The sequence below is a fragment of the Pseudomonas sp. AMR01 genome (genome assembly GCF_041946035.1).
GTDB lineage: Bacteria > Pseudomonadota > Gammaproteobacteria > Pseudomonadales > Pseudomonadaceae > Aquipseudomonas > Aquipseudomonas antarctica_B.
In genome coordinates, this window is record NZ_JAUTYR010000008.1 from 69,262 (window position 1) to 82,374 (window position 13,113).

Annotated in this window: 8 protein-coding genes; 5 read left to right on the forward strand and 3 right to left on the reverse strand. The window is 60.0% G+C overall.

Going from position 1 to position 13,113, the window contains the following annotated elements; all coding sequences use genetic code 11:
* Positions 1-154 precede the first annotated feature (154 nt).
* The 3 genes from Q7C20_RS10095 to Q7C20_RS10105 form a co-directional block, all read right to left on the reverse strand.
* Entirely contained in the window at positions 155-1,753 is a 1,599-nt protein-coding gene (locus tag Q7C20_RS10095) for a hypothetical protein (RefSeq protein ID WP_375067057.1), read from the reverse strand.
* 87 nt (positions 1,754-1,840) lie between these two features.
* Positions 1,841-2,731, reverse strand: coding sequence for a DMT family transporter (locus Q7C20_RS10100; RefSeq protein WP_348058151.1), 891 nt, complete (start codon positions 2,729-2,731; stop codon positions 1,841-1,843).
* Between the two features lie 64 nt (positions 2,732-2,795).
* Positions 2,796-4,421: a methyl-accepting chemotaxis protein gene (locus Q7C20_RS10105; RefSeq protein ID WP_375067059.1), complete on the reverse strand. Its 1,626-nt coding sequence runs from the start codon at positions 4,419-4,421 to the stop codon at positions 2,796-2,798.
* A 387-nt stretch (positions 4,422-4,808) separates the two neighbouring features.
* On the opposite strand from Q7C20_RS10105, the gene aceK reads away from it, so the two are divergent.
* The 5 genes from aceK to Q7C20_RS10130 all read left to right on the forward strand — a co-directional run bounded on the left by aceK (position 4,809) and on the right by Q7C20_RS10130 (position 13,099).
* Entirely contained in the window at positions 4,809-6,518 is a 1,710-nt protein-coding gene (aceK, locus tag Q7C20_RS10110) for a bifunctional isocitrate dehydrogenase kinase/phosphatase (protein WP_375067061.1), read from the forward strand.
* A gap of 215 nt (positions 6,519-6,733) precedes the next feature.
* The gene (gene hrpA, locus Q7C20_RS10115; RefSeq protein ID WP_375067063.1) at positions 6,734-10,645 is read left to right on the forward strand and encodes an ATP-dependent RNA helicase HrpA; all 3,912 of its coding nucleotides are present in this window, start codon (positions 6,734-6,736) and stop codon (positions 10,643-10,645) included.
* A 361-nt stretch (positions 10,646-11,006) separates the two neighbouring features.
* Complete coding sequence (locus Q7C20_RS10120) at positions 11,007-12,128, forward strand: beta-ketoacyl-ACP synthase III (RefSeq protein WP_348061422.1); 1,122 nt, start codon at positions 11,007-11,009, stop codon at positions 12,126-12,128.
* Positions 12,129-12,257: 129 nt separating this feature from the next.
* Positions 12,258-12,872, forward strand: a complete 615-nt coding sequence (locus tag Q7C20_RS10125) for an RNA polymerase sigma factor (RefSeq protein WP_348061424.1) — start codon at positions 12,258-12,260, stop codon at positions 12,870-12,872.
* Entirely contained in the window at positions 12,866-13,099 is a 234-nt protein-coding gene (locus tag Q7C20_RS10130; protein WP_375067066.1) for an anti-sigma factor family protein, read from the forward strand. The genes Q7C20_RS10125 and Q7C20_RS10130 overlap by 7 nt, the downstream gene beginning before the upstream one ends.
* The last annotated feature ends 14 nt before the right edge of the window (positions 13,100-13,113 follow it).

Genomic DNA, 13,113 nt, shown 5'->3' on the forward strand with positions numbered 1-13,113 from the left:
CGCAACGACGGCTATCGCTATATGCCGGCCGGAAAGTCCGTCAAGGTGTCGATTAAAGTTAACCAAAACTGACCCATCCTCTTCAATAGGACGCTATATAACCATTACCGTGCACGCGGGCGGCGAGTTTACAAATCAACTGGCTATATTTTGATCACTCTACAACCTTTTCCCCGGTCAGTTTGTTTTTCGCCTCTGGAAGCGCCTTATAAATCTGATAAGCCGGGTCGGGTGTAGGCTGCACGGCTTCAAAATGGCTACGAACATAGTCGTCCACTAAACGGTGCGAATTGGAAAACCTCAGCGCTTCTCGACCGTCCATCGCCAGGTTAAAGACCAGTACAAACCCCGGATCGGCTTTTTTTATCCGTTCAATTTCTGCGCGCTGAAAGTCATCGGAGCGAGGTGATAGGGCGTAAATCTCCCACAGTGGTGCTTTGCGTTCCAGCAAGGGATAGGCGCCCGGCCAGAAGGGCAGTACCAGCACGGTTCTGCCGTCAGGGGCATAACGGTCTGTCAGGTCGCGCAAGAGTTTCACTGCATCGGCGGTGCCGGCGTCCATGGATAGCGTCGAGCCAGAAACCTCAACCTGCTGCCAGCCGTCCTGAGTGCGAGCGAGTATGCCAGGCTGCCACGCGGCCAGGATGAACAGGCTGATACAGGCAGTGAGTGCGGCCAGTGTCAATTTCCACGCCCACGAGTGGAGTGCCGCCAACAGGATGAAGGTGCCCAGCAGCACGGGGTAAATACCCTGGGCGAGGTGGCCGACGTCTGCCCGCGCAAAGGCAAAGTGCGCGTACGGCAGGGCAGCGCACGCCACTGCCACCAGTTCAGGGCGTACCGCTTTACCCTGCAGCCGTTGTTTGAACACCCAGCCGAGTGCGCCGATGCCGAATGCCAGCAATGCCATGAAGCACAGCCCGACAAGGAACCATCGCGTCTCGATGACAACGCCGGCGGTACCAAAGCCAACGGTCCAGGGCCATGGGATGGGCAGCGGCAGGTTGGTGTTTCCTTGCTCCAGCATGAACACGATCGTGTCGATGAAGGCTGAAAAATAACCGGGTATCAGCAAGCACAGGGCGACTACCGGCAGGTAGCCCACGACAACGCCCGCCATCCAGGCCCGGATGCCTTTGAAACCAGGGGCCGTGTGGGGCGCCTTGATGGCGAGCCAACCCATGGCGGTCACACTGGCGAGCGCGCCATACACCCCATGATTACGGCCGAATACCGCCGCGAGGCCGACAATGACGCCCAGCAGAAAGTAGCGCTTTACGCTTGGATTGAGCAGCAGGTAGGCCAGGCCTGCGACGATGATCATTGAAATGGATATATCAAAGATCTTGTGTCGCGGGTACATCCACGCCATGAGCGCGACGCCTGAAATAAACAGAAAAGCGAACTTTTTCAGCGCGCTTGCGCGTAGCGCAATGGAAAGCGTCCACAACCCCGCGTACATGCCCACCACCTGAAACACCGCGACGGAGGCGCGCAACGCGATGATTCCCGTATCGCCTGCGAGAGCAAAGTACCCCGCCGACCAGTAGTACCGGCCAGGGTCGTAGGCCATGAAATCCCGGATGGGCACCTGGCCGGCAATTATTTGCCTGGCGCCGTACCACAGGAACCCTTCATCCCACAGGTTGAAGCTGTCATGCCCTTGCCAAAGAAAATTGCCGATGACGAAAAAAGCCGACAAGGCCAAAAGAACGAATATGTTGACCGCCCGTCCATGTGCAGCGTTATTCATGGTTTATTCCGCGTCATTTCACAACGGCCTGCACCGTGCCTTGTCATGGGGCGCGGGGTAGGTGAGTCGATGGTTTTGCCAGCGCAGTCATCTGGCCAGCTTCCCGGCGCGTAACACCAGCCACAACGCCGCCCCGATCAACACGCCGCCATACAGGTGCGCCATTGAGAGCGGCTCATCCAGCAGCAACGCGCCCCACAGCACGCCAAATGGCGGAATCATGAAGGTCACCGTCATCGACTTGACCGGCCCGATGGACGATAGCAGGCGGAAGTACAGAATGTAGGCAAACGCCGTACACACCAGCCCCAACCCCAGCAATGACAACCACACGTGCCAGCCACCCCAGCTCGCCGGCGGGTGGCTGATCGCGCTGTAGGCAAAAAACGGCAGCAAGAACAGCGTGGCGCCGAGCATGCTGCCCAGGGCCGAGAGGCGGCTGTCCAGCCCGCCGCGCTGGTCGAGCCAGCGCCGTGCGAGGAAACCGGCAAAGCCATAGCACGTGGTGGCCAGCAGGCAGGCTAATGCGCCTGTCAGCAATTCCCTGTCAAACGCCACCGGCCCGGCACGGGACAGTACGCCCACGCCAAGCAGGCCTAGGCACACGCCGGCAATTTTGGAAGGTGTGAGGCGCTCACTGAAGAACAGCCCGCCGATCAACACGCCCATCAGCGGCGTGGTGGCGTTGAAGATTGCCGAATAGCCGGCGGGCAGCACTTGGGCGGCCACCGAGTACAGCGTCGCCGGAATCCCGGAGTTGATCACGCCCAGCAGCAGGACGGTCTTGAACTTGCCCTGGAAGTCCCATTTCACGCGCATCGCGGTGAAGATCACCAGCAAACCGGCAGCGGCAATCGACACGCGGAAAAACGCGGTCGGCACCGTGCCGATTTCTGGCGCGATGATGCGCATGAACAGAAAGCTCGCGCCCCAGATGGCAGCGAGCCCCAGCAAGTACAACGTATCGACAGGTCTCACGGCGCGCGCCTCTCTTCATAAGGCCGCGATTCTTGCCCAGTGGCCTGCCCGATACAATCGCTAATTACAGGACAAACCGGGTTACCAGGCCATTGAGGTCCACCGCCAGGCGTGACAGCTCCTGGCTGGCAGCCGACGTCTGGCTGGCACCGGCGGCAGTTTGCGAGGACAGGTCACGAATGTTCACCAGGCTGCGGTCCACTTCACGGGCCACCAGCGCTTGTTGCTCGGCCGCGCTGGCGATCACCAGGTTGCGCTGGCTGATTTGCGAGATGGCGGCGGTGATTTTTTCCAGGGCACTGCCCGCGCCGTTTGCCCGCTGCAAAGTCTGGCCAGCGTGCTCGGCGCTGCTGTTCAGCGCGCCGACGGTGTTCTGTGTGCCTTGCTGGATGCCGGTGATCATCTGTTCGATTTCTTCGGTGGAATCCTGCGTGCGTTGCGCCAGCGAGCGCACCTCGTCAGCGACCACCGCAAAACCGCGCCCGGCTTCGCCTGCGCGCGCGGCTTCGATGGCGGCGTTCAGCGCCAGCAAATTGGTTTGCCCGGCAATGCCGCGAATCACTTCCAGCACTTTGCTGATGTCTTGAGCCTGCGAAGCCAGACCTTCGGCTTTATTGGAGGCGCCGAGCACTTCGTCTACCAGGTTCTGGATCGAGCTGATGGTTTCGCTGATCTGATAATGGCCGTGCTTGCTGTCTTCATCGGAGGCCTTGGACGCTTCGGCGCTGGACACTGCATTGCCCGCCACTTCATCCACCGCCGCGCTCATCTCGTTGACGGCGGTGGCGGCTTGTTCGATTTCATCGTTCTGCGCCTGCAGGCCGCGTGTGCTCTGTTCCATCACCGAACTCATCTCTTCGGCGGCGGAGGCCAGTTGCTGCGCCGAGTCGCTGATGCCCCTGATGGTGGTTTGCAGTTGCGCTTGCATCGCGGCCAGCGCCGTCAGCAATTGCGCCGGCTCATCACGGCCACTCACCACAATGGGTCGGCTCAAGTCACCGGCGGCGATGGTGCGTGCCACGGCCAGCGCCTGGGCGATGGGCGTGGTGATGCTGCGGGTCAGTAACCATGCCAGCACCAAGGTCGCAACCAGTGCGCAGCCGATAATCAGGCCGACCACCCATTGGGCGCTGGTATACATTTGCGCCGCCGAGTTTGCCGCGCCCTTCACGCCTTTCTGGTTGAAGCTGATCAGGGCCTCAAGGCTTTTGTTGAGCACGGCGCCTTGAGGCGCGATGCGACTGGTGAGCAGATCAATGGCGTCTTGCTGCTGGCCCTTGTCCACCAGGGCGACCAACTGGCTGACAAGGGTGACGTAGGTGTTCACGTCGGCCTTGAGCTGCTCGAACATGGCGCGCTCCTCGTCGCCGCTCAACAGGTTTTCATGATGCTCAAACAGTGTTTGCAGTTCGCCGCGCTGGTGGGTGATCTGGCTTTTGCTGGTGTCGCGTATGCGCGACTCGTCGGTGGTCACCAGGCGCAGGGATTCCAGGCGGATAACCGCGATGTACGCGGCAGCGTCGTGGATACTCTCGATGTTCGGCATCCACGAATCTTCGATAACCAGTGCACTTTCTCGCAACTTGGCCATTTGCCCCAGGCTGAACATCCCGACGATCACCAGCAGACTTGCCAGCACGCCAAAACTCAGGCTGGCGCGCAGACCGATCCTCATATTCCTCAATGACATCTTATTGCTCCTTAGACGATTAGAACCTGTTCCCGGATCGGTCTTCTGACCTTGTTAGGGTGGGAAAGGGCGCGCTGTATAGCAAAGTGCCATTGATGTGGTAATCGGGGTTTCCCTTACGCTGTTTCAAAGTGTTTATAAGTGTGTAAGGTTGGGACAGCGTCGAGTTTTTACGGATCAGGCGCAAAGACGCGGGATAAAGGCTTGCAGGCGAAACGTGAGGCGTTTTGGAGTGATTTTTTTTGACCGTTTGGTCTGGTTATGAAGTGCAAAATAAATGTACGAATTCCAATAACTTGTACAACGTCGTTTGAAAAATCTTCCTTCTCCTGCCTTCGTTCACTGGCTAAGCTCAGGGCTTCCCGATGCCCGTTCGAGGTTTCCCGCATGTCGCAATCCGCCCTTGCCATCGCCCGGATGATCCTCGATGGATTTGACGATTACCGTGAGCAGTTTCGCCAGATCACCGACGGCGCCCGCGAACGTTTCGAGAAGGCGCAGTGGCAGCAGGGGCAAATCGCTTCAGCGGCGCGCATCAACTTGTACGAGGAGAAAGTCAGTGAGGTGACGGCGCGATTGCGCGCCGGCTTTGACCAGGCGACGTTGCTTGAAGTCGACGCGTGGCCTGTGGTCAAAAGCGCCTACATCGGCCTGATCGACCTGCGCTTTGACGATGAGCTGTCCGAGACCTGGTACAACTCGATCTTCTGCGGCCTGTTCAGCCATGACTTGATCAGCGACGCCTGCATGTTCATCCACACCACGCGGCCGAGCCTGGGCCGGGCGCGCGCTGCCCAAACACGCTTGTACACGCCGGCCGGCAAGATTGCCGAGATGCTCGCGCAGATCTTCGCCGATTACAGTTTCAGCGAACCCTACGCCGATTTGCCCGCCGACCTGCGCCGCCTCGAAGCACAGTTGCGCGAGAACCTGCCCGATTGGGTGTGCAAAGACCCGGACCTCAACGTCGAGCTGTTCTCCTCGGTGCTCTACCGCAATAAAGGTGCGTACCTGGTAGGACGCCTCTACACCCGCGACGAGCAATGGCCGCTGGCGATTCCGCTGCTGCACCAGGAAGGGCGCGGCATCCAGATTGACGCGCTGATCACCGACGAAGCCGACGTGTCGATCATCTTCTCGTTCACCCGTTCCTACTTCATGGTCGACGTGCCGGTGCCGGCGGAATTTATCGGCTTTCTCAAGCGCATCCTGCCCGGCAAACACATTGCCGAGCTGTACACCTCCATCGGTTTCTACAAGCATGGCAAGTCGGAGTTCTACCGCGCGCTGATCGACCACCTGGCAGGCACCGATGATCAATTCATCATGGCTCCCGGCGTGCGCGGCATGGTCATGAGCGTGTTCACCCTGCCGGGCTTCAACACCGTGTTCAAGATCATCAAGGACCGTTTTTCGCCGTCGAAAAACGTCAACCGCGCCACGGTGATCGAGAAGTATCGTTTGGTGAAAAGCGTCGACCGGGTAGGGCGCATGGCCGATACCCAGGAATTTGCCGATTTCCGCTTTCCCCTGAGCAAATTCGAACCCGAGTGCCTGGCCGAACTGCTTGAGGTTGCCGCCGGTACTGTCGAAGTCGACGGCGACACCGTGTTGATTCGCCACTGCTGGACCGAGCGGCGCATGACCCCGCTCAACCTCTACCTGGAAAACGCCAGCGACGCCCAGGTGCGTGAGGCGCTTGAGGACTACGGCCTGGCAATCAAGCAACTGGCGGCGGCGAACATCTTCCCCGGCGACATGCTGCTGAAAAACTTTGGCGTCACCCGTCACGGCCGCGTGGTGTTCTACGATTACGACGAAATCTGCTTTCTCACCGAGGCCAACTTTCGCCACATCCCCGCGCCCCGTACGCCGGAGGACGAAATGGCTTCCGAACCCTGGTATTCCATTGGCCCGCTGGACGTGTTCCCCGAAGAATTCCCGCCGTTCCTGTTTGCCGACGCCGCTCAGCGCAGGCTGTTCGACGAGTTGCACGGTGAGCTGTACAACGCCGACTACTGGAAAAGCCTGCAAGCGGCGATTCGCGCGGGCAAAGTCATCGACGTGTTCCCGTACCGGCGCAAAGAACCTCTGTAAACGCCGATCTCCTGTGGGAAAGAGCTTGTGTGGGAGCGGGCTTGCTCGCGAATGCTGGGTGTCAGTCAATGCATCTGTTGATTGATCCACCGTATTCGCGAGCAAGCCCGCTCCCACACAAGCCCGCTCCCACATTTGCATAGCTGTCTGCCCGATAAGGCGCTTTTCTGCCACACTTGGCGGCCGTGCCTATATAGATAACCGTCAAGTACCTGATGACTGACCAAGCGCCCACTATCGACCAACTGCTCAAAACCCTCGATCACGCCATGCTCGCCGACCGCAATCGCTTGCGGCGCCAGTTGCTTGAGCTGCGCAAGAAGCCCGACGAGGAGAAGCTGGCGCAGTGGGTCACGCGCATGCAGGCGTCCTGCGCACAAGTGACCGCGCGGCGCGCCAGCCTGCCGGTGATTCGCTACGACGACAGCCTGCCGATCGCCGCCAAGCGCGATGAAATCAAGGCCGCGCTGAACAAGCATCAAGTGCTGATCATTGCCGGTGAGACCGGTTCGGGTAAAACCACGCAGTTGCCGAAGATCTGCCTGGAAATCGGTCGCGGCCAGTACGGCCTGATCGGCCACACCCAGCCACGCCGAATTGCCGCGCGCAGTGTTGCCAGCCGGGTTGCCGAAGAACTGGCCACGCCATTGGGCGCGCTGGTCGGCTATCAGGTGCGCTTTGAAGACCAAAGCGATTCGAACACCCTGATCAAGCTGATGACTGACGGCATCCTGCTGGCGGAAACCCAGAACGACCGCTACCTCGAACGCTACGACACGATCATCGTCGACGAAGCTCACGAGCGCAGCCTGAACATCGACTTCCTGCTGGGCTACCTGAAAACCCTGCTGCCGCGTCGCCCCGACCTGAAAGTCATCATCACCTCGGCGACCATCGATCTTGAGCGCTTTTCCAGGCACTTCGACGACGCGCCGATCGTCGAGGTCTCGGGTCGCACTTTCCCGGTGGACACCTGGTATCGCCCGCTGACGCTGGAGCAGGACGAGGAGGGCAACCGCGTCGAGGACGACTTGACGGTCGACCAGGCAATCCTCGCTACCCTCGATGAAATCGCGGCCTACGAACGCAGCGAGCGCCGCAGCCCCGGCGATGTGCTGGTGTTTCTGCCGGGCGAGCGCGAGATCCGCGACGCCGCTGAAATGCTGCGCAAGGCTCAGCTCAAACACACCGAAATTCTGCCGCTGTACGCGCGTCTGTCGCCGGCTGAGCAGCAGCGGATTTTTCAGTCGCACCCTGGCCGGCGTGTGGTGCTGGCAACCAACGTCGCCGAAACCTCGCTGACCGTACCGGGCATTCGTTATGTAATCGACAGCGGCACCGCGCGCATCAGCCGCTACAGCTACCGCGCCAAGGTCCAGCGCCTGCCGATCGAGGCGATTTCCCAAGCCAGCGCCAACCAGCGTAAAGGCCGATGCGGCCGGGTTGAGCCGGGTATTTGCATTCGGCTGTTCAGCGAAGAAGATTTTATCGGGCGCCCGGAATTCACCGACCCGGAAATTTTGCGCACCAACCTTGCCGCTGTAATCCTGCAGATGCTGCACCTGCGCCTCGGCGAGATCACCGACTTCCCGTTTATCGAACCGCCGGATGGCAAGGCCATCAGCGACGGTTTCAACCTGCTGCAAGAGCTTTCGGCGGTCGACCGCAACAGCCAGCTCACGCCGCTTGGCCGCCAATTGGCGCGCCTGCCGGTGGACCCGCGCATGGGCCGCATGCTGCTGGAGGCGGCCAAACTCGGCAGCTTGCAGGAAGTGCTGATCGTGGCCAGCGCCATGTCGATCCAGGACCCGCGCGAGCGCCCGCCGGAGCGTCAACAAGCCGCCGATCAGGCGCACGCACAATGGAAAGACCCAGACTCGGACTTTGCCGGCCTGGTGAATCTGTGGCGCGGCTTTGAAGAGCAGCGCCAGGCGTTGACCGCCAGCCCGTTGCGTAACTGGTGCCGCAAGAATTTCCTGAATTACCTGCGCCTGCGTGAGTGGCGCGACTCCCATCGCCAACTCAGCCTGATCTGCCGCGACATGCAGCTGACGATCAACAAAGAGCCGGCGGACTTCCCGAAACTGCACAAGGCGGTGCTGTCAGGTCTGTTGAGCCAGATTGGCCAGAAAACCGAAGATGGCGATTATCTTGGCGCGCGTCAGCGACGCTTCTGGATTCACCCGTCGTCGGGCATCGGCAAAAAGCGCCCGCAATGGCTGATGACTGCCGAACTGGTGGAAACCACCAAGCTGTACGCGCGCATGGTGGCGAAAATCGACGCCGACTGGATCGAGCCGCTGGCAGGGCACCTGATCAAAAAAAACCACTTCGAGCCGCACTGGGAGAAGAAGCGCGGCCAAGTGGTGGCGTTTGAGCAGATCACCCTGTTCGGGCTGATTGTGGTCGGGCGCCGCCCGGTGCATTACGGGCCGATTGACCCGGTGGTGTCACGCGAGCTGTTTATCCGTGAGGGGTTGGTGCGTGGCGAGATTCAGTCGCGGGCCAAGTGCCTGACGGCCAATCAGCAACTGCTTGAGCGGCTCGATGAGCTGGAGGCCAAGGCGCGCCGCCGCGACATTCTGGCGGATGAAGAAACCCTGTACGCCTTCTATGACGCGCGCTTGCCGGCGGAGATCCATCAAACCGCCACGTTCGACAGCTGGTACAAGGTCAACAGTCAGAAAGACCCGCAACTGCTGATCATGCGCGAAGAAGACGTGCTGGCCCGCGAGGCCAGTGAAGTCACCGCTCTGCATTACCCTGACACGCTGCACCTGGGCGATCTGGAGTTGGCGCTGAGTTACCACTTCGAACCCAACCACCCGCGCGACGGTGTGACCCTGCGCGTGCCGGCGCCGCTGTTGCCGGCCTTGCCGCCGGAACGTCTGGAGTGGCTGGTGCCTGGAGTAATCGAAGCCAAGTGCATCGCGCTGGTGCGCAACTTGCCGAAAGCGCTGCGCAAAAACTTTGTACCGGTGCCGGACTTCGTCAAGGCCGCGCTGCAACGCATTGAGTTCGGCCAGGGCTCGCTGCCCCAGGCGCTGGGGCGCGAATTGCTGCGCATGACCGGCGCGCGGGTCAGCGATGAAGCGTGGGCCGAGGCGGCGCAGCAGGTGGAAAACCACTTGAAGATGAACCTGGAAGTGGTCGACGGCCAGGGCAAGTTCCTCGGCGAAGGCCGCGACCTCGCCGAGCTGACCGCGCGCTTTGCCGAGGCCAGTCAAGCCGCGTTGGCCGTGCCGCAAACCGCGAAAAGCCAGCAGCCGGTGGAAGCCAAGGTGTTTGCGGCGGTGGCCGAGAAGACCCAGCAAAAGATCGCCGGGCTGTCGATGACGGTTTACCCGGCGCTGGTCGAAGAAAACGGCACGGTCAAGGAAGGGCGTTTTTCGACGGCCGCCGAAGCCGAGTTCCAGCACCGCCGCGCATTGCAGCGTTTGCTGCTGCAACAACTGGCGGAACCGGCAAAATTCCTGCGTGGCAAACTTCCGGGGCTGACCGAACTGGGCCTGATGTACCGCGAGTTGGGGCGTATCGATGCGCTGGTGGAAGACATCCTGCTGGCCAGCCTCGACACCTGTGTACTTGAAGGCGAAGCCAGCCTGCCACGCGACGGTGCCGGGCTGGCGGCGTTGGCCGAACGCAAGCGGGGCGGCTGGACCGAGCACGCTGAACGCCTGGCGCGGCTTACCCTGGAAGTGCTGAAGCTGTGGCACGGCCTGCAAAAGCGCTTCAAAGGCAAAATCGACCTGGCCCAGGCGGTTGCGTTGAACGACATCAAGCAGCAACTGAGCAACCTGGTGTATCCGGGTTTCGTGCGGGAAACCCCGTCTCAGTGGTTCAAGGAGCTGCCGCGTTTCCTCAAGGCCATCGAACTGAGGCTGGAAAAACTGCCGAGCCAGGTGCAAAAAGACCGCGTGTGGAGCGGCGAGTTGGCCGGTTTGTGGGTTCAGTACGAAAACCGCCTGGAAAAACACGCCCAGGAAGGCAAGCGCGACCCGCAGTTGGAGCTCTACCGCTGGTGGCTTGAGGAGTACCGCGTGTCGTTGTTTGCTCAGCAACTGGGCACGAAGGTGCCGATTTCCGATAAGCGTTTGAGCAAGCAATGGAGTTTGGTCGAAGCCTGAGTCGGTTCTCGGTCTCCAGGGCGAAGCAGGTCAAAATGTGGGAGCGGGCTTGCTCGCGAATGCGGTGTATCAGTCAAGCAAGCAGTGACTGACACGCCGCATTCGCGAGCAAGCCCGCTCCCACACTCAATCCAGGGTCCCTCAGTGAGAGCGGAACTCACCCTGGAAATAGCGCCAAATCCCCGAGATTGTGGCAAACTTCGCGGTTATAAATGCCGGGATCGTCGTGATGCGCTGTTGCAGTCACGGCGTGATGGAATAAAGCGTTGCCAGTTTGATGCCCGCTGGAAGGCATCGGACGACTTAATATTTGGTACGACGGTACCAATATCTTCTGCCTGACAGATTTAGAGGAACGACCGTGCATAACGTCGTCATCAGCGGCACTGGCCTGTACACACCGGCCAACAGCATCTCCAATGAAGAGCTGGTGCAGTCTTTCAATGCTTACGTGCAACAGTTCAACGACAGCAACGCCGCCGCCATCGAGCGCGGTGAGGTGCAGGCGCTGACTGAATCCAGCGCAGCGTTTATCGAGAAAGCGTCGGGCATCAAGAGCCGCTTTGTGATGGACAAAGACGGCATCCTCGACCCGCAACGCATGGCCCCGCGCCTGCCCGAGCGCAGCAATGACGAATGGTCAGTGCTCTGCCAGATGGCCATCGGTGCTGCCGAACAAGCCTTGCAGCGCGCTGGCAAGACCGCTGCCGATATCGATGGCGTGATCGTCGCCTGCTCCAACCTGCAGCGCGCTTACCCGGCCATCGCCATTGAAGTGCAGGAAGCCCTGGGCATCGAAGGCTTCGGTTTCGACATGAACGTGGCGTGTTCCTCGGCGACGTTCGGCATTCAGAACGCCGCCAACAGCATCCAGCTGGGCCAGGCCCGGGCGATCCTGATGGTCAACCCGGAAGTCTGCACCGGCCATTTGAATTTCCGTGACCGCGACAGCCACTTCATTTTCGGCGATGCGGCCACTGCGGTGGTCCTGGAGCGTGCTGATCTGGCCACCTCCGAGCACCAATTCGACGTGGTAAGCACCAAGCTGCTGACCAAGTTCTCGAATAACATCCGCAACAACTTCGGCTTCCTCAACCGTACCGCGGAAGAAGGCGTTGGCGCTCCCGACAAGTTGTTTGTGCAGGAAGGCCGCAAGGTATTCCGTGACGTGTGCCCGATGGTCGCCGAGCTGATCGGTGTGCATTTGCAGGAAAACCAGCTGAACGTCGGCGATGTGAAGCGCTTCTGGCTGCATCAGGCTAACCTGAGCATGAACCACCTGATCGTGAAAAAACTGTTGGGCCGCGAGGCTTCGATCGAAGAGGCGCCGGTAATTCTCGATACCTACGCCAATACCAGCTCAGCCGGTTCGGTGATTGCGTTCCACACCTATCAGGACGATTTGCCGAAAGGTGCCGTCGCAGTGCTGAGTTCGTTTGGTGCCGGTTATTCGATCGGCAGCGTAATCCTGCGTAAACGCTGATAGACAGCCAGAATGCGGTTAATGTGGGAGCTGCCTTGCCTGCGATGACGAGGGTGAATTCACCGCCGCTATCGCAGGCAAGCCAGCTCCCACAGGTGTCGGATTTCCACAGCAGGATTGAGGTAAACGATGGCAGCAGCGGACGACACGCACCTGCTTGAACGATTGCTCAAGGGCGAGCAGCGGGCCTATAAGGAATTGGTCACCACCTACCAGAGCGCCATGCGTGCGGTGGCTTATGCGATTGTTGGCCAACGCCATGCTGACGAAGTGGTGCAGGATGCCTGGCTGTCTGTAGTGCGCAACCTGGCCAATTTCGAAGGGCGTTCCAGCCTCAAGACCTGGCTGCTGACCATCACCGCCAACTCCGCCAAAGGCCGCTACAAAAAAAATCGCCGGGAAGTGTTGCTCGACGATTTGCCTTCGCCCCACGGCACCATTGGTGACGACCGCTTCGTGCCAGACGATGGCCACTGGGCCGTCGCCCCGTATGCCTGGCACCAGGACACCCCGGAAGCCTTGCTGACCGAGGATGAATTGCGCAAATGCCTGGAACACACATTGTTGAGTTTGTCGGAGCTGCAAAGCAGCGTGCTGGTGCTGCGTGAACGCCAAGGACTGGAATTGGAGGAGATCTGTAATCTTCTGACTCTCTCGCTCTCCAATGTCCGTGTGCTGTTGCATCGAGCACGGCTTAAAGTCTTCGCCACGGTGGAGCATTTTGAGGAAACGGGCGAATGTTGACCTGTAAAGAACAAGTGGCCCGCTCCAGTGATTACCTCGATGGGCAATTGACCATTCGCGAGCGTCTGCTGGTGCGTCATCACTTGATGTTCTGCCCCAACTGCCGGCGTTTTATCCGTCAGATGCGCCTGATGCAGGCGACACTGAAAATCATGCCGGAGGAGCCGGTAAAGGATGCTGACGCATTGGCTGAACGGCTTGCGGCCGAACGGCTGAAAGATCAGTAAAGGCGGGGGAAAAG